Origin of the sequence: Streptomyces sp. CRCS-T-1, assembly GCF_024442335.1 — a bacterium.
GTDB lineage: Bacteria > Actinomycetota > Actinomycetes > Streptomycetales > Streptomycetaceae > Streptomyces > Streptomyces koelreuteriae.
Genome location: NZ_CP101651.1, coordinates 936322 through 958805, shown reverse-complemented (window position 1 = coordinate 958805; position 22484 = coordinate 936322). Strand labels below are relative to the sequence as shown.

Below are 22484 nucleotides of genomic sequence, written 5' to 3'. Positions count from 1 at the left end.
GGGGCGCGGGGAACTTGCGCGACCAGCCACAACGGCCCCCGCAGCTCCCCACGACCCCCGGCGAAGCCGTCAGCGACGACCGTTCTTCGGATCGGCCAGGCCCGCGCGGCGCAACGCATCGGCCATGGCACTGTTCGCAGGCGGCGGCGCCTGACGCGAACCACCACCACCGCCGCCACGCTGCCGCTGCTGCGGCGGACGACCGCCCCGCTGCCGGCGCTCACCGCGCTCACCGGAACCGCTGCCCTGGCCCTGCGAGGCCGCCGCCTCGTCGTCCAGCCGCAGCGTCAGTGAGATCCGCTTGCGCGGGATGTCGACGTCGAGGACCTTCACCTTCACGATGTCCCCGGGCTTCACCACGTCCCGCGGGTCCTTGACGAACGTCTTCGACATCGCCGAGACATGCACCAGACCGTCCTGGTGCACACCGACGTCTACGAACGCCCCGAAGGCCGCGACGTTCGTCACGACGCCCTCCAGGACCATCCCGGCCGCCAGGTCGGAGATCTTCTCCACGCCCTCCTGGAAGGAGGCCGTCTTGAAGCCCGGACGCGGGTCGCGGCCCGGCTTCTCCAGCTCCTTCAGGATGTCGGTGACGGTCGGCAGACCGAACGTCTCGTCCACGAAGTCCTGCGGCTTCAGCGAGCGCAGCGCACCGGTGTTGCCGATGAGCGCGCCGACCTCCTGGCCGCTGGTCTTCACCATGCGCCGCACGACCGGGTAGGCCTCCGGGTGCACGCTGGACGCGTCCAGCGGGTCGTCGCCCCCGCGGATCCGCAGGAAGCCCGCACACTGCTCGTACGCCTTGGGGCCGAGCCGCGCCACCTTCTTCAGCCCGCCCCGGGAGGTGAACGGCCCGTTGGTGTCCCGGTGCGCCACGATGTTCTCGGCGAGCCCGGAGGTGATGCCGGAGACCCGGGCGAGCAGCGGGGCCGACGCCGTGTTGACGTCCACGCCCACGCCGTTCACACAGTCCTCCACCACCGCGTCCAGCGAACGCGACAGCTTCAGCTCGGACAGGTCGTGCTGGTACTGGCCGACGCCGATCGACTTCGGGTCGATCTTCACCAGCTCGGCCAGCGGGTCCTGCAGCCGGCGCGCGATCGACACGGCGCCGCGCAGCGACACGTCCATGTCGGGCAGCTCCTGCGAGGCGAACGCGGACGCCGAGTACACGGAAGCGCCGGCCTCGGACACCATCACCTTGGTGAGCTTCAGCTCCGGGTGCTTGGTGATCAGTTCACCGGCGAGCTTGTCGGTCTCGCGGGACGCCGTGCCGTTGCCGATGGCGACCAGCTCGACCGCGTGCTCCTTGGCGAGCCGGGCCAGCTTGGCGACGGCCTCGTCCCAGCGGTTGGCGGGGACGTGCGGGTGGATGACGTCCGTGGCGACGACCTTGCCGGTGGCGTCCACGACGGCGACCTTCACACCCGTACGGAAACCGGGGTCCAGGCCGAGCGTCGCGCGGGTGCCCGCCGGGGCCGCGAGCAGCAGGTCGCGCAGGTTCGCCGCGAAGACCCGCACCGCCTCGTCCTCGGCGGCCGTGCGCAGCCGCAGCCGCAGGTCGATGCCGAGGTGCACGAGGACGCGGGTGCGCCAGGCCCAGCGGACCGTGTCCTTCAGCCACTTGTCGCCGGGGCGGCCCCGGTCGGCGATCCCGAACCGGTTCGCGACGATCCCCTCGTAGGACGACGGGCCGTCCGTGGCCTCCTCGGGCTCCAGGGCCAGTTCGAGGACTTCCTCCTTCTCGCCGCGCAGCATGGCCAGCACGCGGTGCGAGGGCAGCTCGGTGAACGGCTCGGCGAAGTCGAAGTAGTCGGCGAACTTCGCGCCCGCCTCCTCCTTGCCGTCCCGCACCTTGGCGGCCAGTCGCCCGCGCACCCACATGCGCTCGCGCAGCTCGCCGATCAGGTCGGCGTCCTCCGAGAACCGCTCGGTGAGGATCGCCCGGGCGCCGTCGAGGGCGGCCTGTGGATCGGCCACGCCCTTGTCGGCGTCGACGAACGCGGCGGCCGCGGCGAGGGGCTCGACGCCCGGGTCACCGAGCAGCCCCTCCGCCAGCGGCTCGAGACCCGCCTCGCGGGCGATCTGCGCCTTGGTGCGCCGCTTGGGCTTGTACGGGAGGTAGATGTCCTCCAGGCGCGCCTTCGTCTCGGCGCCCCGGATCCGCGCCTCCAGCTCCTCGGTGAGCTTGCCCTGCTCGCGCACCGACTCCAGGATCGCCGCCCGCCGCTCCTCCAGCTCCCGCAGATAGCGCAGCCGCTCCTCGAGGGTGCGCAGCTGCGCGTCGTCGAGCATCTCGGTCGCTTCCTTGCGGTAGCGAGCGATGAAGGGCACCGTGGAACCGCCGTCGAGCAGTTCCACGGCGGCCCTGACCTGCCGCTCCCGTACGCCGAGCTCCTCGGCGATCCTGCCTTCGATGGTCCCTGCGTTGATGGACCCGTTGGACCCGGGTGTCGTCACGATCCCGTACCGCCTTCTCCACTGAGGTTGCGCGGCAATTGTGGCAGGTGACACCGACACTCGGGGGCCAGGGCGGTACCCCCGGCAGGTCGCCGACGGCCTCCGGTCACGCCCTGCGGCTGCGGGTGGCGGACGAGGCCCCGCCGAAGAGCCGGGCCAGGGCCCGGAAGGGCAGGGTCACGACGGTGGCGACGGCGCCGCCGATCTGGCGGAGCACGTCTGCGATGGCTCGGAACACGGTGTTTCCCCTTTCTTCTCCCGATCGCACTGATCGGGAGAGGCCGGGTACCTCACCGACGCCTCACCATGCGTCACAGCGGAACACGAATGCGGAGGCAGGAGTGCGGGGCGGCCTCAGCCCTTGCCGATCAGGTCCGCCGGGAAGGCCCCGGCCATGAACGCGGCCTGCGCGAAACCGGCGCCGAGCTCGGTCAGCCGGGCCACGCCCTCCGGGCCCAGATGTTCGTACGGGGCCTCATCGAGCCGGTCCGTCTCCCGTTCGATCTCCTCACGCAGGGCGGCACCCCGCTCGGAGAGCTCACCGTTCTCCTCCAGCAGCCCGCGCCCACGCAGCCGGTGCGTCGCCGCGTCCCAGTCCTCCTGGCTCCAGCCCCGGGTGGTGAACACCCACTTCGGCGCCATGCCCTTGCCCGTCGCCGTGTGGGTCACCATCGCCTCCAGGCCGTCCAGCCCGGCCGACATCAGGGCGGCGAGGTGGCCGTCGCCCCGGTGCTCGCGCAGCAGGGTCGCCGCGTGCCAGTAGGCGAGGTGCGGCTCCTCGGGGACGGGCAGATCGGCGTGGGCGGCGTACAGCGGGCGCGCGCCGCGGGAGCAGGCCTCGGTGGCGCGCAGCGCGAGTCGCGCGGCCTCGGCCATCTCCGCCGACGCCAGGGCCTCTTCGCCCAGCAGGCGCCGCAGGGTCGCGTCGACCGCACGCGCGCGTGCCGCCAGCACCTGGCCGGGTGCGGCGCTCTCCCACACCGCCGGCACATGCCGGGCCACCAGCTCGTACTTGTAGTTGTAGAAGGCCGCCGCCACCGCGCCGGGGCCGACCGCTCCGAACGCGGCGGCCCGTACGGCGAAGTTCACGGCGTGGGGATGGGTGATCCCGGCGGCACCCACCTCCCGTGCCAGATCCGGCGAGAAGTAGTGCGTCGCGTGCAGGGAATTGAGCACGTTCTGGCAGCGTCGGCCGGCGCGCGGCTCAAGGGCGGCAGTCGTCATGCCGGGCACGTTACCAACCGCTTGGTATGCCCTCTACGGCCGTACACCCCATGGCAGGAAAGGTGGGAAATTCGTCATTGCGGCCATACTCCGGGCGCGCGAAGAATCAAGGGCATGGCCCAGCGCACCGTTCTCGCCGTCCTCTTCGACGGCGTGCAGAGTCTCGACGTCACGGGGCCCGTGGAGGTCTTCGCGGGCGCGGAGCTGCTCTCCCCGGGGACGTACCGGATCCGCACGGCCTCCCCGGACGGCGCTCCCGTACGAACCACCAGCGGTCTGACCCTCGTACCCGACGGGTCCCTGGACGACGCGCCCGACGCGCACACCCTGCTCGTCCCCGGCGGCCCGGGCTCCCTGGACCCCAGCCCGCGCCTGGTCGACTGGGTGCGCGCGCACGGGCCGCGTGCCGTGCGCCTGGTCTCCGTGTGCACCGGTGCCGCCGTGCTCGCCGCGGCCGGACTCCTGGACGGCCGCCGCGCCACGACGCACTGGGCGTACTGCGACCGGCTGGCCCGGGACCACCCGGCCGTCGAGATCGACCCCGACCCCGTCTACGTACGCGACGGGCACATAGCCACCTCGGCGGGAGTCACCGCCGGCATCGACCTCGCCCTGGCCCTGGTCGAGGAGGACCTGGGCCGGGACGCCGCCCTCGCCATCGCCCGCCACCTCGTGGTCTTCCTGCGCCGCCCGGGGAACCAGGCCCAGTTCAGCGCCCAGCTCGAAGCCCAGACCGCTCACCGCGAGCCGCTTCGGGACGTCCAGCGGTTCATCACCGAACGCCCGGACGCCGACCTCTCCGTGGAGGCACTCGCCGCCCGCGCCCGCCTCTCGCCCCGCCACTTCGCCCGCGCCTTCCGGGACGAGACCGGTATGACGCCCGGCCGGTACGTGGACCGGGTCCGCCTCGAACACGCCCGCCGGCTCCTGGAGGACACCGCCGACGGCATCGAGGAGATCTCCCGCACCAGCGGTTACGGCACCCCCGAGGGCATGCGCCGCGCCTTCGTCAAGGCCCTCGGAACGCCCCCGGCCGAGTACCGCCGCCGCTTCCGCCCCGCGACCACACCCTGAGCCCGATCGGAACGACTCGCAGCGACCGCACCGCCCCGCATCGACGGAAGGAACCCCGCATGCAGATCGCCATCGTCCTCTACGACCGCTTCACCGCCCTCGACGCCGTCGGCCCCTACGAGACCCTCGGCCGCCTCCCCGACGCGGAGACCGTCTTCGTCGCCGAGCGGACCGGCCCCGTACGGAACGAGACGGGGAACCTCGCGCTCACCGCCGACCGGGCCCTGTCCGACGTACCGAACCCGGACATCGTCGTCGTGCCCGGCGGCCCCGGCCAGGAGTCGCTGATGACACACGAGCCGCTGCTGGACTGGCTGCGCGCCGCCGACGCCGGCAGCACCTGGACGACGTCCGTGTGCACCGGCTCCCTGCTGCTCGCCGCCGCCGGACTCCTCCGGGGCCGCCGCGCCACCTCCCACTGGCTGACCCTGGAGCAACTGAAGCGCTACGGAGCCGAGCCCACGGGGGAGCGGGTCGTCACCGACGGCAAGTACGTCACCGCGGCCGGTGTCTCCTCCGGCATCGACATGGGACTGACCCTCCTCGGCCGGATCGCGGGCGACGACCACGCGCAGCTGGTCCAGCTCGCCACCGAGTACGACCCGCAGCCGCCCTACGACGCCGGATCGCCCGAGAAGGCCCCCGCGCACGTCGTCGAACTGCTCCGGTCGCACGCCGACGTCATGCTGACGTAGGCACGCTCCAGCCGAACCGCGGCTGCCTGCGCTCCAGGAACGCGGCGACGCCCTCGGCGGTGTCGCCGCTCGCGCGCGCCTGCCCGGCCCAGTGCGCGTCGCGGTCTGTACCGCCGTTCGCGAACTCCTTCGCCGCCGCCTGCGTCAGCTGTGAACGGGACACCAGGATCCGGGTGAACTCGGCGACCCGCTTGCCGAGTTCGCCCTCGGGCAGCACCTCGTCGGCCAGACCGGTGCGCAGCGCCCGCTCCGTGTCGATCAGCTCGCCGGAGAACAGCAGGTACTTGGCGGTCGCCGGACCCACCAGGGACACCAGCCGTCTGGTCGAGGACGCCGGGTAGACGATGCCGAGCTTCGCGGGCGTCACACCGAACAGCGCGCCCTCCTCGGCGAACCGCAGATCACAGGCCGCCGCCAGTTGCGCCCCGCCGCCCACGCAGTGCCCGCGCACCGCGGCCAGCGTCGGCTTCGGAAACGCGGCGAGCGCCTCCTCGGCCCGCACGGCGAGCCCCTGTGCCTCCTCCGGCGAGCCCCGGAGCGTCGAGATGTCGGCCCCGGCGCAGAACGTCCCGCCCTCGCCGGTGAGCACCAGCGCCCGCACGGCCGGATCGCCGGCCAGCTCCTCCAGCAGCGGCGGCAGTGAGCGCCACATCGCGGCCGTCATGGCGTTGCGCTTCTGGGGATGACGGATGACGACGGTCGCGACCGAGTCGGTCACGGTGTTCAGCAGCTGCGGCTCCATGCGCCGGATGCTATCCGCAAGGCAAACCCGTACAACCCGAATAGTTCGCCGAGACGGCACAACAGGGACAGGACCAGTCCCACAACTGACCGTGTCATACGCCAACGGTCAGAAGTGCTCGATACTTGCTGACTTCTGTTCAGCCCCGGGGTGTGGAGCGCATCGTTACCAACACTCGAGACGTGGCGACAATCGAGCGCGAGGGTGGCGACCGGACGATGGACGACGAGGGGCGTGGGCCCGGCCCACGTCCACAGGGCGGCGCGGTGCCCCTCGGGCCCGCGGATCCGCTGCCGTACGAGGGGGTCTGGCGGTTCACCGCGCCCGCGGTCGACGCCTCGGTCCCGCAGGCGCGACACGCCGTACGGGACCTGCTGATGCGTCAGGGCGTGCCGGTCTCGGACGACCTGGCCCAGGGGCTGCTGCTGATCGTCTCGGAACTGGTGACGAACGCGGTGAAGCACGCGGCGGTGCTGTCCCCGACGGTCGCCGTCGAACTGGCCGTCGGGGCGGAGTGGCTGCGCGTGGCCGTGGAGGACAACCACCCGTACCGGCCCACCGCCCTGGAGGCCGACCACGGCCGGACCGGCGGCCGCGGACTGCTCCTGGTGCGCGAGGTCACCCGGGAGGCGGGCGGCATGTGTGACGTCGAGTACACCGCGAGCGGCGGCAAGGTGATCTGGGCCGCCCTGCCGCTCAAGCCCGCACGCTTCCTCTAGGGCCGGCCCGACTCTGTCGTCGGGCTCCGGGTCACCAGCCGGCCGACTCTCCGGTCAGCTCCCTGACCGCCGGCCGGGCCGCGTCCAGGACGGTCATGAACCACGACGAGAAGGTGTCCTTGGCGTGCCGCTCCGCCAGCTCGGGCGGGGTCACGAACGCCGTCGACGCGACCTCCTCCGGATCCGGCCGCAGCACGGCCTGCACCATGCCGACGAAGAGGTGGTTGTACTCCTGCTCCACCAGGCCGGACTCCGGGTCCGGGTGGTTGTAGCGGACCGTGCCCGCCTCGGCCAGCAGGGACGGGGAGGCGCCGAGTTCCTCGAAGGTCCGGCGCGCCGCCGCCGCGAAGGGCGCCTCGCCCGGGTAGGGGTGGCCGCAGCAGGTGTTGGACCACACACCGGGGGAGTGGTACTTGCCCAGCGCGCGCTGCTGGAGCAGCAGCCTGCCGTACTCGTCGAAGAGGAACACGGAGAACGCGCGGTGGAGCTGTCCGGGTGGCTGGTGGGCGGCGAGCTTCTCCGCGGTGCCGATCGTCACGCCGTCCTCGTCGACCAGTTCCAGCAAAATCGCGTCTGCGGTGCCGTTCGACGGGTTGTGCGTCGCGGTGGCAGGTGTGATCGGCATACCCATCCTTCACATCGGTCTTCGCGCCCCAAGTCTGCCGTACGAATCCGGCACTCCCGGCACTTCGCGGCGTGGCCCGCATGTCCCCGCGCGGCAGCGCGGAGCGCGGACGGCGCCGCTCGACGCCGGAAGAGGGACCCAGGAGCAGATCGTGCCCGGCGCGATGGGCCGAAAATCGTCCCTGCCGGTGCGGGGAGGGGCAGGGCGTGGGCGTGCGCCGTAGCGCTGCGTCCCCCGGCGCACTCAGATCGGAATGCGCCCCACCAGCCCCGGACACCTCATCGGCCACCGACCGTCAGTGGCAGAGATGCGGCTCGTGCTCCGCGTGCCCGGTCGGCTCCAGCTGGAAGGTGCAGTGCTCCACGTCGAAGTGGTCACCGAGGCAGCCCTGCAACTCGTGGAGCATCTTCTCGTGGCCTATCGCGCTCAGCGCCTCCGAGCTGACGACCACATGCGCCGAGAGCACCGGCATGCCCGAGGTGATCGTCCAGGCGTGCAGGTCGTGGACGTCCTCCACCCCGTCGGTCGCCAGGATGTGGGCCCGTACCTCCGCCATGTCGACGCCCTTGGGTGCCGCCTCCAGCAGGACGTCGAGCGTCTCGCGCAGCAGCTTCCAGGTACGGGGCGCGATCATCAGCGCGATGACGAGCGAGGCGATCGGGTCGGCGGCCTGCCAGCCCGTGAGCATGATCACGGTCGCGGAGACGATCACCGTGACCGAGCCCAGCGCGTCCGCCGCCACCTCCAGGAACGCGCCGCGCACGTTCAGGCTCTCCTTCTGGCCGCGCATCAGCAGCGCCAGCGACACCATGTTCGCGACCAGACCGATCACACCGAACACGACGGTGAGCCCGCCCTCGGTGTCCGCCGGTGTGATGAAGCGCTGCACCGACTCGTACACGACGTACCCGCCGACCCCGAACAGCAGCAGGCAGTTGGCCAGGGCGGCGAGGATCTCGGCGCGGGCGTAGCCGAACGTGGCCCGGTCGCTGGGCGGGCGGCTCGCGAAGTGGATCGCGAGCAGCGCCATGCCGAGGCCCAGCGCGTCCGTCGCCATGTGCGCCGAGTCCGCGACGAGCGCGAGCGAGTCCGCGAGGAGCCCGCCGACGATCTGGACCACCACGATGCCGAGCGTGATCGCCAGCGCGACCCGCAGTCTGCCGCGGTACGCCGAGGTCGCCGTACCTCCGGCCGGTGCCCCGTGCGTGTGCCCGTGATCGTGCCCAGCCCCCATGAAAGCCGCCTCCTGTGTCTGCCCGATGTCTGTCCGCTCGTGCCCGGGCACCCCAGTGAACTACGGGGAGGGGGTATGTGCAACGCGGCACTGAACACCGTTGTCATGTGCCCTGACCTGCGGAAACGATGCGCAGGTCAGGGCGCCCTCAGGGCATCAGGAGCCGTGGTGCAGCTGCCAGCCGCGCCATGCCGACTCGGCCATCTCGCGTACCCCGCGCCGCGCGGTCCAGCCGAGTTCCTCGGCCGCCCGGGCCGCCGAGGCCACCGCCCGCGGGGCGTCCCCGGGGCGGCGCTCCTCGACGAGCGGCGCCCGCCGGTCGCCGGTGACCTCGCCGATGACCGTGATGAGTTCGCGCACCGAGACGCCCTCGCCGCGGCCGATGTTGACCGTCAGATCGCCCGTGACGTCCCCGCCGGCGAGCCGCCGGGCCGCCGCGAGATGAGCCTCGGCCAGGTCGGCGACGTGAATGTAGTCACGGATACAGGTGCCGTCCGGGGTCGGGTAGTCGTCGCCGAAGATCCTCGGCGCCTCGTCGCGCGTCAGCCGGTCGAAGACCATCGGGACGATGTTGAAGACGCCCGTGTCAGCCAGCTCCGGTGCGGCGGCGCCCGCCACGTTGAAATAGCGCAGACATACGGTGGAGATCCCGTGCGCCCGGCCCGCCGCCCGCACCAGCCACTCACCGGTGAGCTTGGTCTCGCCGTAGGGGTTCACCGGCGCGCAGGGCGTGTCCTCCGTGATGAGGTCCACACCCGGGTCGCCGTAGACGGCCGCCGACGAGGAGAACACGAAGCGCTCGATGCCGGCCCCGGCGACCGCGTCCAGCAGGGTCGCCAGGCCCCCGACGTTCTCCCGGTAGTACCGCGTCGGCTGCGCGACGGACTCGGCGACCTGCTTGCGCGCCGCGAGATGCACCACACCCGTCACACCGTGCTCGGCGAACACCCGTTCAAGCAGCTCACCGTCGAGAGACGACCCCTCCACGAGCGGCACGTCGGCGGGGAGCCGCGCGGGCACCCCGGCCGAGAGGTCGTCCAGCGCGATGACGCGCTCCCCGGCCTCGGTCATGGCCCTCGCCACATGTGCCCCGATGTAGCCGGCCCCGCCTGTGATCAGCCAAGTCATGGTCGCTCACCCTATGCCGCCACGACCGGGCCCCACGCAATGTCCCCGATGTCCGGTCTGGGGAGCGCGGTTTGTGGGGCGGGCCCCGGATCCACGATGATGATCGCGGCAGAGACTTGTGCGAACCACGTTGATCGATCCGCCCAACGGGCGGTGAACGTGGCCTTCCCGGTATCCGATAGCCTCTGCCGACATGCCGCCCGGGAGCCACCGGAGCGGGCGCCCCCACCCAGCACAGCACTGGCGCGGACGCGTCGGTACCAGGGAGTGAATTCGGTTGTCGACCGCCATCCTCACCGGTCAGCCGGTCCCCGGATCGTCGATCGAGGCCGATCTGCGGTCACTCGGTTTCGACGTGCGGAGCGCGGCCGACACCGCCGAGGCCGAGACCCTGCTCGCCGCGGTGCCGGGCGAGGAGCGGGTCGCCCTGGTCGACGCCCGGTTCGTGGGGCATGTGCACGCGCTGCGGCTCGGCCTCACCGACCCCCGCTTCCCGCTCGCCGCGATCCCCGGCGCCGTCACCGCCCAGCCCGCCGGCCGCCAGGCCCTCACCCGGGCGATGGCCCGCGAGAACTCCGCGGGCGGCGGCACCACCCTGGTCGACAGCCTCGCCGACCGCATCCTCACCGCCCTGGACAGCGACGGCACCGAGGTGCACCGCCCCGAGCTGGGCAGCCTCGTCGCCGTCGTCCCCGCCGACCCGCAGGCCCGCAACGAGGCACGGCAGGCGCTGACGACCGTCGACGACGAGGCCGTACGCCTGAAGTCGGCCGTGAAGTCCCGCGACGGCTTCTTCACCACCTACTGCATCAGCCCGTACTCCCGCTACATCGCCCGCTGGTGCGCCCGCCGCGGCCTGACCCCGAACCAGGTCACCACCGCCTCGCTCATCACCGCCCTCATAGCGGCGGCCTGCGCGGCCACCGGCACCCGCGGCGGCTTCGTCGCGGCCGGCGTCCTGCTGATCGCGTCCTTCGTCCTGGACTGCGTCGACGGCCAGATCGCCCGCTACTCCCTGCAGTACTCCACGCTCGGCGCCTGGCTCGACGCCACCTTCGACCGGGCCAAGGAGTACGCCTACTACGCCGGTCTCGCCCTCGGAGCCGCCCGCGGCGGAGACGACGTCTGGGCCCTCGCGCTCGGCGCCATGGTCCTGCAGACCTGCCGGCACGTCGTGGACTTCTCCTTCAACGAGGCCAACCACGACGCCACCGCCAACACCAGCCCCACCGCCGCCCTCTCCGGCAAGCTCGACAGCGTCGGCTGGACGGTCTGGGTCCGCCGGATGATCGTCCTGCCCATCGGCGAGCGCTGGGCGATGATCGCGGTCCTCACGGCGGCCACGACCCCGCGCATCACCTTCTACGCGCTGCTCATCGGCTGCGCCTTCGCGGCGACCTACACCACGGCGGGCCGGGTGCTGCGCTCCCTGACCCGCAAGGCCCGCCGCACCGACCGGGCGGCGCAGGCGCTGGCCGACCTCGCGGACAGCGGGCCGCTCGCCCAGGGCCTCGCCGAGGCGCTCAAGAAGCCCGCCCGCGGGCTGCCGGGCTTCACGGCCCCCGTCGTCGCCTTCCTCGGCGGCCTCGCCGTCGTCCTCACGGCCGCCCTGACCGGCTTCGGCGGACCCTGGGCGATCGTCGCCGCCGTCGTGTACGTCCTGACCTCGGGCCTCGCCGTCGCCCGCCCCCTCAAGGGCGCCCTCGACTGGCTCGTCCCGCCGCTCTTGCGCGCCGCCGAGTACGGCACCGTCCTCGTCCTCGCCGCCGAGGCGGACGTGAACGGAGCCCTTCCTGCGGCTTTCGGGCTGGTGGCCGCGGTCGCCTACCATCACTACGACACGGTGTACCGCATCCGCGGCAACGCCGGAGCGTCCCCGGCCTGGCTGGTGCGTTCCATCGGGGGGCACGAGGGACGGACGCTGCTCGTCACCGTCCTCGCCGCGCTGCTCACCGCCTCGCAGTTCACAGTCGCGCTCACGGCTCTGGCCGTGGCCGTGGCCCTGGTGGTGCTCCTGGAGAGCATCCGCTTCTGGGTGTCCGCAGGGGCGCCCGCCGTACACGATGAAGGAGAACCCGCATGATCGGCCTCGTGCTGGCGGCCGGCGCCGGACGGCGTCTGCGCCCCTACACCGACAGCCTTCCCAAGGCTCTGGTGCCGGTGGGTCCCGCGGGCATAGAGGGCGAACCCACGGTTCTCGACCTCACCCTCGCCAACTTCGCCGAGGTCGGCCTCACCGAGGTCGGCATCATCGTCGGCTACCGCAAGGAGGCCGTGTACGCGCGCAAGGAAGCGCTGGAGGCGAAGTACGGCGTCAAGCTCACCCTCATCGACAACGACAAGGCCGAGGAGTGGAACAACGCCTACTCCCTGTGGTGCGGTCGTGACGCCCTCAAGGACGGCGTGATCCTCGCCAACGGCGACACCGTCCACCCGGTCTCCGTCGAGAAGACGCTGCTCGCCGCCCGCGGCGACGGCAAGAAGATCATCCTCGCCCTGGACACGGTCAAGGACCTGGCCGAGGAGGAGATGAAGGTCGTCGTCGACCCCGCGAAGGGCATGACGAAGATCACCAAGCTGATGGACCCCGCCGAGGCCACCGGCGAGTACATCGGCGTCACCCTGATCGAGGGCGACGCCGCCTCCGAGCTGGCCGACGCGCTCAAGACCGTGTGGGAGACCGACCCGCAGCAGTTCTACGAGCACGGCTACCAGGAGCTCGTGAACCGCGGCTTCCGTATCGACGTGGCGCCGATCGGCGACGTCAAGTGGGTGGAGATCGACAATCACGACGATCTCGCCCGCGGACGGGAGATCGCGTGCCAGTACTGACCCGGCTCATCCCCTCCCCGCTCGTCGTGGACATCCGCCCGGGTGCCCTCGACGACCTGGCCTGCGTCCTCGCCGACGAGCGCATCTCGCAGTCCGGCCGCCTCGCCGTCGCCGTCAGCGGTGGCTCCGGCGCCCGGCTGCGCGAGCGGATCTCGCCGAGCATGCCCGGCGCCACCTGGTACGAGGTCGGCGGCGGCACCCTCGACGACGCGGTCCGGCTGGCGAGCGACATAAAGGCCGGCCACTTCGACGCGGTCGTGGGGCTCGGCGGCGGCAAGATCATCGACTGCGCCAAGTTCGCCGCGGCGCGCGTCGGCCTGCCGCTGGTCGCCGTACCCACCAACCTCGCGCACGACGGCCTGTGCTCGCCGGTCGCCACCCTCGACAACGACGCGGGCCGCGGCTCCTACGGCGTGCCGAACCCGATCGCGGTCGTCATCGACCTGGACGTCATCCGTGAGGCCCCGGTCCGCTTCGTCCGCGCCGGCATCGGTGACGCGATCTCCAACATCTCGGCGATCGCCGACTGGGAGCTCGCCAACCGGGTCAAGGGCGAGCGCATCGACGGACTCGCCGCCGCGATGGCCCGCCAGGCCGGCGAGGCCGTGCTCCGGCACCCCGGCGGCATCGGCGACAACGACTTCCTCCAGGTGCTCGCCGAGGCACTGGTCCTCAGCGGCATCGCCATGTCGGTGTCGGGCGACTCACGGCCGTCCTCCGGGGCGTGCCACGAGATCAACCACGCCTTCGACCTGCTGTACCCGAAGCGCGCGGCCGCCCACGGCGAGCAGTGCGGCCTCGGAGCGGCCTTCGCGATGTACCTGCGCGGAGCCCACGAAGAGTCGGCCTACATGGCCGAGGTGCTGCGCCGGCACGGTCTGCCCGTGCTGCCGGACGAGATCGGCTTCACGACGGACGAGTTCGTCAAGGCCGTCGAATTCGCCCCGGAGACCCGGCCCGGCCGCTACACCATCATCGAACACCTCGACCTGAACACCGAACAGATCAAGGACATCTACGCCGACTATGTCAAGGCCATCGGTAGCTGAACTCCGCCCCGTCGTTCACCCCGCGGGGGTGAAGGACCGGCGCAGCGGTGAGCACTGGATGGGACGCCTCTACATGCGTGAGGTGTCCCTGCGGGTCGACCGTTACCTGGTCAACACCAGGGTCACGCCCAACCAGCTCACCTACCTGATGACCGTCTTCGGCGTGCTCGCGGCCCCGGCCCTGCTGGTGCCGGGGATCGCGGGCGCGGTGCTCGGCGTCGTCATGGTCCAGATGTATCTCCTGCTGGACTGCGTCGACGGCGAGATCGCGCGCTGGAAGAAGCAGTACTCGCTCAACGGCGTCTACCTCGACCGGGTCGGCGCCTACCTCACCGACGCCGCCGTGCTCGTCGGCTTCGGTCTGCGCGCCGCCGACCTGTGGGGCAGCGGCCGGATCGACTGGCTGTGGGCCTTCCTCGGCACCCTGGCCGCCCTCGGCGCCATCCTGATCAAGGCCGAGACGGACCTCGTCGGCGTCGCCCGGCACCAGGCCGGAAAGCCGCCGGTCAAGGAGGCCGCCTCCGAGATGCGCTCCTCCGGCATGGCGCTGGCCCGCAGGGCCGCAGGCGCCCTGAAGTTCCACCGGCTGATCCTCGGCATCGAGGCGTCCCTGCTGATCCTGGTGCTGGCGATCGTCGACCAGGCCCGCGGCGACCTGTTCTTCTCGCGGCTCGGCGTGGCCGTGCTGGCCGGCATCGCGCTGGTGCAGACCCTGCTGCACCTCGTGTCGATCCTCGCTTCGAGCAGGCTGAAGTGAGCGGCATGAAGGTCGGCGCCGTCATCATCACCATGGGCAACCGCCCCGACGAGCTGCGTGCCCTCCTCGACTCGGTCGCGGGGCAGGACGGCGACGCGGTCGAGGTGGTCGTCGTCGGCAACGGCTCGCCCGTCCCGGACGTCCCCGAGGGCGTCCGCACCATCGAGCTGCCCGAGAACCTCGGCATCCCCGGCGGCCGCAACGTCGGCATCGAGGCCTTCGGCCCGGCCGGCCGGGACGTCGACATCCTGCTGTTCCTCGACGACGACGGGCTGCTCGCGAGCCACGACACCGCCGCGCTGTGCCGGAAGGCCTTCGAGGCCGACCCGAAGCTCGGCATCGTGAGTTTCCGCATAGCCGACCCGGAGACCGGCGTCACCCAGCGCCGCCACGTGCCCCGGCTGCGCGCCGCCGACCCGATGCGCTCCTCGCGCGTCACCACGTTCCTCGGCGGCGCCAACGCCGTCCGCACCCGGGTCTTCGCCGACGTCGGCGGACTCCCGGACGAGTTCTTCTACGCCCACGAGGAAACCGACCTGGCGTGGCGGGCCCTGGACGCGGGCTGGATGATCGACTACCGCTCCGACATGGTGCTCTACCACCCGACGACCGCCCCCTCGCGGCACGCGGTCTACCACCGCATGGTCGCCCGCAACCGCGTCTGGCTGGCCCGCAGAAACCTCCCCGCACCGCTCGTCCCGGTCTATCTCGGCGTGTGGCTGCTGCTCACCCTGCTGCGCCGCCCCTCCCGCCCCGCCCTGCGGGCCTGGTTCGGCGGATTCCGCGAAGGCTGGACGACCCCGTGCGGACCCCGCCGGCCCATGAAGTGGCGTACGGTGTGGCGGCTGACCCGGCTGGGCCGGCCCCCCGTCATCTGACAAGCTCGTATCCGGGAGTATCCGGGAGCACCCGGGCCGTACCCTGGCCCCCGGCTCATGCAGGCCCGCACAGGCCAAGCATCTCGAAGACGAAAGTTTCCACTAGTGAGTGAGACAACGCACGATGCCCCGGTCGCGGTGAGCGCGTCCGAGGCGCCCGACGAGGGACTCACGGCGAGGGAGCTCGCCGCCAGGCACGGGCTGAGCGTCAGCGGCGCCCGGCCGTCCCTCATCGAGTACGTCCGTCAGCTCTGGGACCGGCGGCACTTCATCCTCGCCTTCTCCCGCGCGAAGCTGACCGCCCAGTACAGCCAGGCCAAGCTCGGCCAGCTGTGGCAGGTGGCCACACCGCTGCTGAACGCGGCCGTGTACTTCTTCATCTTCGGCATGCTCCTGGAAGCCGACCGGGGCATGAGCCGCGAGGTGTACATCCCGTTCCTGGTCACGGGCGTGTTCGTGTTCACCTTCACGCAGAGCTCGGTGATGGCGGGCGTGCGCGCGATCTCCGGCAACCTCGGCCTGGTGCGCGCCCTGCACTTCCCGCGCGCCTCCCTGCCGATCTCCTTCGCGTTGCAGCAGCTCCAGCAGCTGCTGTTCTCGATGATCGTGCTGTTCGCCATCACGATCGGCTTCGGCCACTACCCCGACCTGTCCTGGCTGCTGATCGTGCCGGTGCTCGTCCTGCAGTTCTGCTTCAACACCGGCCTCGCGCTGATCATGGCCCGGGCGGGCGCCAAGACCCCGGACCTCGCGCAGCTCATGCCGTTCGTGATGCGGACGTGGATGTACGCGTCCGGGGTGATGTTCTCCATCCCGATCTTCCTCGAGTCCAAGCCGGCCTGGATCTCGAACGTCCTGCAGTGGAACCCGGCCGCGATCTACATGGACCTGATGCGCTTCTCCCTCATCGACGACTACGGCTCCCAGTACCTGCCCGACCACGTCTGGGCGGCCGCGGGCGGCTGGGCCGTGCTGATCGCCGTCGGCGGTTTCGTGTACTTCTGGAAGGCGGAGGAGAGGTACGGCCGTGGCTGAGCAGAAGCAGGAAGCGCGGATCCCCACCGTCGTCGCGGACGATCTGCACATCGTCTACCGCGTCAACGGCGCCAAGAGCGGCAAGGGCAGTGCCACCGCCGCCCTCAGCCGCATCCTCAAGCGGGGCTCCGACGACGCGGCACGGGGCGTGCGCAAGGTGCACGCCGTGCGCGGCGTCTCCTTCGTCGCCTACCGCGGCGAGGCCATCGGCCTGATCGGCTCCAACGGCTCCGGCAAGTCGACCCTGCTGCGCGCCATCGCCGGTCTGCTCCCCGCCGAGCAGGGCAAGGTCTACACCGACGGCCAGCCCTCGCTGCTCGGCGTCAACGCGGCCCTGATGAACGACCTCACCGGCGAGCGGAACGTCATATTGGGCGGGCTCGCCATGGGCATGTCCCGCGAGGAGATCAAGGAGCGCTACCAGCAGATCGTCGACTTCTCCGGCATCAACGAGAAGGGCGACTTCATCACGCTGCCCATGCGCACCTACTCCTCCGGCATGGCGGCCCGGCTCCGCTTCTCCATCGCCGCGGCCAAGGACCACGACGTCCTGATGATCGACGAGGCCCTCGCCACCGGCGACCGCAAGTTCCAGAAGCGCTCCGAGGACCGCATCCGGGAGCTGCGCAAGGAAGCCGGCACGGTGTTTCTGGTCAGCCACAACAACAAGTCGATCCGCGACACCTGCAACCGCGTCCTGTGGCTGGAGCGCGGTGAGCTGCGGATGGACGGCCCGACCGACGAGGTGCTCAAGGAGTACGAGAAGTTCACGGGCAAGTAGACCGGATCGGCCAGGGCCCCGCCGCAACTGTTACGGCGGGGCCCCGCGTCTGCAAAGGAAACGTCAACTCCGGTCCATCTCAGGAAGCTTGGGGCCAATCGGTGTGTTCTCGTGATGTGCGGGACACCCTGGCGGACCGCGACACGTTGTACAACGTAAGCTGTACAGGTCCCGAAACACGGCAATCAGGGCGATAATGCGCGACACCGCCCGTCGGGCAGCCGTGCGGACGGCTGGGCGGCGTGTCCGAAATAGTGTGTATTGGGTCGGCAGTGTAGAACGGGAGATGTGACGGCGATGGCTACGGATACTCCCCAGCTCCACGCAGCACGTGCCGTCCCCGCGCCGGGCAGCCGGCGGTGACGGGAACCGGCACGGCGCGCGCCCTCGACCCGGAGCGCGGCACCCTCGACAAGGCCGCGGGCGAGAACTTCCCCGTGGCCCCCTTCTTCCTGCCCCGGGCCTGGCGCACCGACCTCATGGCCGTCTACGGCTTCGCCCGCCTGGTCGACGACATCGGCGACGGCGACCTCGCCCCCGGTGGCGGCGACGCCCGGCTGCTCGGTGTGTCCCCGCAGGAGGCCGAGGACCGGCTGGTCCTGCTGGACGCCTTCGAAGCCGATCTGCGCAGGGTCTTCGACTCGACCCCGCGCCACCCCCTGCTGCGCCGTCTCCAGCCGACCGTGCGGCGCTGCTCGCTGACCCCCGAGCCGTTCCTCGGCCTGATCGCCGCCAACCGCCAGGACCAGCTCGTCAGCCGGTACGAGACCTATGACGACCTGCTCGCCTACTGCGAGCTCTCGGCCAACCCCGTCGGCCGGCTCGTCCTCTCCGTCACCGGCACCTCGACGCCCGAGCGGATCCGCCGCTCCGACATGATCTGCACGGCCCTGCAGCTCGTCGAGCACCTCCAGGACGTGGCCGAGGACCTCGGCCGTGACCGTGTCTACCTGCCCGCCGCCGACCTGAAGCGTTTTCACGTCCAGGAGGCGGATCTCGCCACGAAATCCGCCGGAGCGTCGGTCCGTGCGCTGATTGCGTACGAAGCGCGAAGGGCCCGGGATCTCCTGAATGAAGGCGCCCCCCTGGTGGGTAGCGTCCACGGCAGGCTGAAGCTGCTGCTCGCGGGGTTCGTGGCGGGGGGAAGGGCGGCCGTCCACGCGATCGCCGCCGCCGAATACGACGTACTTCCCGGCCCGCCCAAGCCCGGCAAGGTCCGGTTGCTGCGTGAGGTGGGCGTGACTCTGCGAGGAGAGGGGTGATCCGGACCGTGGAGTCGGAACCACACGCGTCCCCACCGGTACTCGCCGCCTACAGCTACTGCGAGGCCGTCACCGGGCGGCAGGCCCGTAACTTCGCCTACGGCATCCGGCTGCTGCCGACGCCTCAGCGCCGCGCGATGTCGGCGCTGTACGCGTTCTCGCGGCGGGTCGACGACATCGGTGACGGCGAGCTCGCCCACGACGTCAAGGTCGCGAGGATGGAGGAGACCCGGGCGCTGCTCACCCGGATCCGTGCGGGTGAGGTCGACGAGGACGACATCGACCCCGTCGCCGTCGCCCTCACACATGCCGCCGGGGCCTTTCCGATCCCTCTGGGCGGCCTGGACGAGCTCATCGACGGCGTCCTGATGGACGTCCGCGGCGAGACCTATGAGACCTGGGACGACCTGAAGATCTACTGCCGCTGTGTCGCGGGCGCCATCGGGCGTCTCTCCCTCGGTGTGTTCGGCACCGAGCCGGGGGCGCGCGGCGTCGACCGCGCGCCCGAGTATGCCGACACGCTCGGTCTTGCGCTCCAGCTCACCAACATCCTGCGGGACATCCGCGAGGACGCCGTGGGCGGGCGCACCTACCTGCCTGCCGACGACCTCGCCAAGTTCGGCTGCTCGGCCGGCTTCAGCGGACCGAAGCCACCGGAGGGCTCCGACTTCGCGGGCCTCGTGCACTTCGAAGTACGACGGGCCCGCGCCCTCTTCGCCGAGGGCTACCGGCTGCTCCCCATGCTCGACCGCCGCAGCGGCGCCTGTGTCGCCGCCATGGCCGGCATCTACCGCCGCCTCCTCGACCGCATCGAACGCGACCCGGAGGCCGTCCTGCGCGGCCGCGTCTCCCTCCCCGGCCGCGAGAAGGCCTACGTCGCGGTACGCGGCCTGTCCGGCCTCGACGCCCGGCACGCGACGCGACGGGCCGTCAGGAGGCGTGCGTGAGGGAGGAACGGGGCCAGGGGGAGACCACCGACGACGAGGCACACGCCTGCCGTCCAGCGTCGACGGGCACACCCGCATGCGCTCGGCGTGCCTGCCGGGGGACCCGCGACGGGTTGGGCGGCTTCGGCGTCGCGGCGCGCGCTCCGCGTGCCTGCCGGGAGGTCCGGCCGGGGCCTTCCCCGCGCCGCCGCCGGGGATCTGCCGCGGTCCTCGGCGCCGGGCCGGGCGGTCACGCCGGAGCGCCGGCGGCAGCAGGGCGCGGCTACGACGCCCCCCTCCGCCCCACCGTCGGAGACAAGCGGTGGGCAACCCTCCGGCGCGGGGCGGCGTCCCTGACTGAGATGGTCGGCCGTGCGTCGTTCGAGCCGCACGGCCGCCGCGCGGGGGAGGGTGCGCGATGACCCACGGCACGCGGTCCCAGGGGCCGGTCGCGGACGGGCGGCATGCCGTCGTGGTGGGCGGTGGGCTCGCCGGTGTCACCACCGCGCTCGCGCTCGCCGACGCCGGAGTGCGTGTCACGCTGCTGGAGGGCAGGCCGCGCCTCGGCGGACTGGCCTTCTCCTTCCAGCGCGGTGAGCTGACCGTCGACAACGGCCAGCATGTGTACCTGCGCTGCTGCACCGCCTACCGCTGGTTCCTCGACCGCATCGAGGGCGCGGCGCTGGCTCCGTTGCAGGACCGGCTCGACGTACCCGTCCTGGACGTCGCGCGGCCCGAGGGACGCCGGCTCGGCAGGCTGCGGCGTGACGCGCTGCCCGTGCCTCTGCATCTGGGGCGCAGCCTCGCCACCTACCCGCACCTCTCGCTCGCCGACCGCGCCAAGGTGGGCCGGGCCGCGCTCGCGCTCAAGGGACTCGACCTCGCCGATCCGGCGCTGGACGCGCAGGACTTCGGCAGCTGGCTGGCCGCGCACGGCCAGTCGGCCCGTGCCGTCGAGGCCCTGTGGGATCTCGTCGGGGTCGCCACCCTCAACGCGGTCGCGGGCGACGCCTCCCTGGGGCTCGCCGCGATGGTGTTCAAGACCGGACTGCTCTCCGACCCGGGCGCGGCCGACATCGGCTGGGCCCATGTCCCGCTCGGCGAGCTGCACGACCGGCTGGCCCGCAAGGCCCTCGACTCCGCGGGCGTCCGCACCGAGATCCGGACACGAGTCACCTCCGTCGTAGAGAACGCGGACGGCGGGTGGAGCGTCCAGGTGCCCGGCGAGACGCTGGAGGCGGACGCCGTGGTGTTCGCCGTACCGCAGCGCGAGGCCTACGACCTGCTGCCCGAGGGCGCCCTGGACGCCCCCGAGCGGCTTCTGGAGATCGGCACCGCGCCGATCCTCAACGTCCATGTGGTGTACGACCGCAAGGTGCTCGCCCAGCCCTTCTTCACCGCCCTCGGCTCCCCGGTGCAGTGGGTCTTCGACCGCACCGAGGCGTCCGGGCTGCGCGAGGGGCAGTACCTCGCCCTGTCCCAGTCGGCGGCCCAGGACGAGATCGACGAGCCCGTGGCCGTGCTGCGCGAGCGGTATCTGCCCGAGCTGGAGCGGCTGCTGCCCCTGACCCGCGGCGCCGAGGTGAAGGACTTCTTCGTCACCCGGGAGCGCACCGCGACCTTCGCTCCCACCCCCGGCGTCGGGCGCCTCAGGCCCGGCGCCCGCACCAAGGCATCCGGCCTCTACCTGGCCGGAGCGTGGACCGCCACCGGGTGGCCCGCGACCATGGAGAGTGCGGTCCGCAGCGGCGTCGGCGCGGCGGACGCCGTGCTGGGCGCCCTGGGCCGGCCCCGCCCACGTCACCTCTTCGAGTTCGAGGAGGCGGCGTGATGCTCGATCACCAGCACCACACGGCAGGCGGCCCCCGCACCTCCGGTACCGCAACAAGAGGAGAGACTGTGCCCACTGTGCCCCCGGCCTCGAAGGCCGCTCGAGAGACCGCGGTGGACGTGGCCGCGCTCCTGGAGCGCGGTCGGACCCTGGCCATGCCGGTACTGCGGGCGGCCATCGACCGCCTGGCACCTCCCATGGACACTGTTGCCGCCTACCACTTCGGATGGATCGACGCCCAGGGCAGGCCCACGGCGGGGGACGGTGGCAAGGCCGTACGCCCCGCCCTCGCGGTGCTGTCCGCCGAGGTCATGTCCGCCGCCCCCGAGACCGGCATCCCCGGCGCCGTCGCCGTGGAACTCGTCCACAACTTCTCCCTCCTCCACGACGACCTGATGGACGGCGACGAGCAGCGCCGTCACCGCGACACGGTCTGGAAGGTGCACGGCCCCGCCCAGGCCATCCTGGTCGGCGACGCCCTGTTCGCCCTCGCCAACGAGGTACTCCTCGAACTCGGCACCGTCGAGGCCGGCCGCGCCACCCGCCGTCTGACCACCGCCAGCCGGGCCCTGATCGACGGTCAGGCCCAGGACATCTCCTACGAGCACCGCGACCGCGTCACCGTCGAGGAGTGCCTGGAGATGGAGGGCAACAAGACCGGCGCCCTGCTCGCCTGCGCCAGCTCCATCGGCGCCGTCCTCGGCGGCGCCGACGACCGCACCGCCGACACGCTGGAGAGGTACGGCTACCACCTGGGCCTCGCCTTCCAGGCCGTCGACGACCTCCTCGGCATCTGGGGCGACCCGGTCTCCACCGGCAAGCAGACCTGGAGCGACCTGCGCCAGCGCAAGAAGTCACTGCCGGTCGTGGCCGCCCTCGCGGCGGGCGGCTCCGCCTCCGAGCGGCTCGGCGAGATCCTCGCAGCCGACGCCGAGAGCAGCGACGTCGAGAACTTCTCCGAGGAGGAGTTCGCGGCCCGCGCCGCCCTCATCGAGGAGGCCGGCGGCCGCCAGTGGACCGCCGACGAGGCTCGCCGTCAGCACACCATCGCCATCGAAGCCCTCGACGCCGTCGACATGCCCGACCGGGTCCGGGACCAGTTCGCGGCGCTCGCCGACTTCGTCGTCGTACGAAAGAGATGATCACTATCGGCCGAATAGCCCTCGCGTAGTCGCCGGCCGGTGCCGCGAGACAGCACGGAGCACCGGCCGACGGCGGACCCACAGCAG

General features: G+C 71.8%; 22 protein-coding genes. 15 read left to right on the top strand and 7 right to left on the bottom strand.

What is annotated here, in order from left to right:
- Positions 1-69: 69 nt before the first annotated feature.
- The 3 genes from NNW99_RS04315 to NNW99_RS04305 form a co-directional block, all read right to left on the bottom strand.
- Positions 70-2463 carry a Tex family protein gene (locus NNW99_RS04315; protein ID WP_215117308.1) on the bottom strand — a complete coding sequence of 798 codons (2394 nt, stop codon included), beginning with the start codon at positions 2461-2463 and terminating at the stop codon, positions 70-72.
- A 106-nt stretch (positions 2464-2569) separates the two neighbouring features.
- On the bottom strand, positions 2570-2701 hold the full coding sequence (locus tag NNW99_RS04310; RefSeq protein ID WP_251057699.1) for an LPFR motif small protein: 132 nt from the start codon (positions 2699-2701) through the stop codon (positions 2570-2572).
- Positions 2702-2817: 116 nt separating this feature from the next.
- On the bottom strand, positions 2818-3687 hold the full coding sequence (locus NNW99_RS04305; RefSeq protein WP_215117307.1) for a hypothetical protein: 870 nt from the start codon (positions 3685-3687) through the stop codon (positions 2818-2820).
- 114 nt (positions 3688-3801) lie between these two features.
- Here NNW99_RS04305 and NNW99_RS04300 point away from each other — a divergent pair, with 114 nt between their 5' ends.
- Together NNW99_RS04300 and NNW99_RS04295 are read left to right on the top strand one after the other, a co-directional pair.
- On the top strand, positions 3802-4761 hold the full coding sequence (locus tag NNW99_RS04300) for a GlxA family transcriptional regulator (RefSeq protein ID WP_215117306.1): 960 nt from the start codon (positions 3802-3804) through the stop codon (positions 4759-4761).
- A gap of 59 nt (positions 4762-4820) precedes the next feature.
- Positions 4821-5456, top strand: coding sequence for a DJ-1/PfpI family protein (locus NNW99_RS04295; RefSeq protein WP_215117305.1), 636 nt, complete (start codon positions 4821-4823; stop codon positions 5454-5456).
- On the opposite strand, the gene NNW99_RS04290 is transcribed toward NNW99_RS04295, so the two are convergent.
- Positions 5443-6198, bottom strand: a complete 756-nt coding sequence (locus NNW99_RS04290; protein ID WP_215117304.1) for an enoyl-CoA hydratase/isomerase family protein — start codon at positions 6196-6198, stop codon at positions 5443-5445. The genes NNW99_RS04295 and NNW99_RS04290 overlap by 14 nt on opposite strands.
- A 218-nt stretch (positions 6199-6416) precedes the next feature.
- Between NNW99_RS04290 and NNW99_RS04285 the strand changes: the two genes are divergently transcribed.
- Entirely contained in the window at positions 6417-6917 is a 501-nt protein-coding gene (locus tag NNW99_RS04285; protein ID WP_215124142.1) for an ATP-binding protein, read from the top strand.
- A gap of 31 nt (positions 6918-6948) precedes the next feature.
- Here the strand turns inward: NNW99_RS04285 and idi are convergent, their stop codons facing one another.
- The 3 genes from idi to galE all read right to left on the bottom strand — a co-directional run bounded on the left by idi (position 6949) and on the right by galE (position 9904).
- Positions 6949-7542 carry an isopentenyl-diphosphate Delta-isomerase gene (gene idi, locus NNW99_RS04280; protein WP_215117303.1) on the bottom strand — a complete coding sequence of 198 codons (594 nt, stop codon included), beginning with the start codon at positions 7540-7542 and terminating at the stop codon, positions 6949-6951.
- 295 nt (positions 7543-7837) lie between these two features.
- Complete coding sequence (locus tag NNW99_RS04275; protein WP_215117301.1) at positions 7838-8776, bottom strand: cation diffusion facilitator family transporter; 939 nt, start codon at positions 8774-8776, stop codon at positions 7838-7840.
- Positions 8777-8932: 156 nt separating this feature from the next.
- A complete protein-coding gene (gene galE, locus NNW99_RS04270; protein WP_215117300.1) occupies positions 8933-9904 on the bottom strand; it encodes a UDP-glucose 4-epimerase GalE in 972 nt (323 codons plus the stop codon).
- 277 nt (positions 9905-10181) lie between these two features.
- Here galE and NNW99_RS04265 point away from each other — a divergent pair, with 277 nt between their 5' ends.
- The 12 genes from NNW99_RS04265 to NNW99_RS04215 all read left to right on the top strand — a co-directional run bounded on the left by NNW99_RS04265 (position 10182) and on the right by NNW99_RS04215 (position 22397).
- Positions 10182-11987, top strand: coding sequence for a DUF5941 domain-containing protein (locus NNW99_RS04265; protein WP_215117299.1), 1806 nt, complete (start codon positions 10182-10184; stop codon positions 11985-11987).
- Positions 11984-12736 (top strand): sugar phosphate nucleotidyltransferase, encoded by a 753-nt coding sequence (locus NNW99_RS04260; RefSeq protein WP_215117298.1) that lies wholly within the window; start codon positions 11984-11986, stop codon positions 12734-12736. Before NNW99_RS04265 ends, NNW99_RS04260 begins: the two co-directional genes overlap by 4 nt.
- Entirely contained in the window at positions 12724-13785 is a 1062-nt protein-coding gene (locus NNW99_RS04255; RefSeq protein ID WP_215117297.1) for an iron-containing alcohol dehydrogenase family protein, read from the top strand. The genes NNW99_RS04260 and NNW99_RS04255 overlap by 13 nt, the downstream gene beginning before the upstream one ends.
- Positions 13763-14542 (top strand): CDP-alcohol phosphatidyltransferase family protein, encoded by a 780-nt coding sequence (locus tag NNW99_RS04250; protein ID WP_215117296.1) that lies wholly within the window; start codon positions 13763-13765, stop codon positions 14540-14542. Before NNW99_RS04255 ends, NNW99_RS04250 begins: the two co-directional genes overlap by 23 nt.
- A gap of 5 nt (positions 14543-14547) precedes the next feature.
- Positions 14548-15420 (top strand): glycosyltransferase family 2 protein, encoded by an 873-nt coding sequence (locus NNW99_RS04245; protein WP_215124141.1) that lies wholly within the window; start codon positions 14548-14550, stop codon positions 15418-15420.
- A gap of 105 nt (positions 15421-15525) precedes the next feature.
- Positions 15526-16455: an ABC transporter permease gene (locus tag NNW99_RS04240; RefSeq protein WP_215117295.1), complete on the top strand. Its 930-nt coding sequence runs from the start codon at positions 15526-15528 to the stop codon at positions 16453-16455.
- The gene (locus tag NNW99_RS04235) at positions 16448-17236 is read left to right on the top strand and encodes an ABC transporter ATP-binding protein (protein WP_215117294.1); all 789 of its coding nucleotides are present in this window, start codon (positions 16448-16450) and stop codon (positions 17234-17236) included. The genes NNW99_RS04240 and NNW99_RS04235 overlap by 8 nt, the downstream gene beginning before the upstream one ends.
- 359 nt (positions 17237-17595) lie before the next feature.
- Positions 17596-18498, top strand: coding sequence for a squalene synthase HpnC (gene hpnC / locus NNW99_RS04230; RefSeq protein ID WP_215117292.1), 903 nt, complete (start codon positions 17596-17598; stop codon positions 18496-18498).
- Positions 18495-19445, top strand: a complete 951-nt coding sequence (hpnD, locus tag NNW99_RS04225; protein ID WP_215117290.1) for a presqualene diphosphate synthase HpnD — start codon at positions 18495-18497, stop codon at positions 19443-19445. The genes hpnC and hpnD overlap by 4 nt, the downstream gene beginning before the upstream one ends.
- Positions 19442-19846 carry a DUF6380 family protein gene (locus NNW99_RS39075; RefSeq protein ID WP_370869114.1) on the top strand — a complete coding sequence of 135 codons (405 nt, stop codon included), beginning with the start codon at positions 19442-19444 and terminating at the stop codon, positions 19844-19846. Before hpnD ends, NNW99_RS39075 begins: the two co-directional genes overlap by 4 nt.
- Positions 19843-21255 carry a hydroxysqualene dehydroxylase HpnE gene (gene hpnE, locus NNW99_RS04220; protein WP_215117288.1) on the top strand — a complete coding sequence of 471 codons (1413 nt, stop codon included), beginning with the start codon at positions 19843-19845 and terminating at the stop codon, positions 21253-21255. The genes NNW99_RS39075 and hpnE overlap by 4 nt, the downstream gene beginning before the upstream one ends.
- Positions 21256-21332: 77 nt before the next feature.
- A complete protein-coding gene (locus NNW99_RS04215; protein WP_215124140.1) occupies positions 21333-22397 on the top strand; it encodes a polyprenyl synthetase family protein in 1065 nt (354 codons plus the stop codon).
- Positions 22398-22484 lie beyond the last annotated feature (87 nt).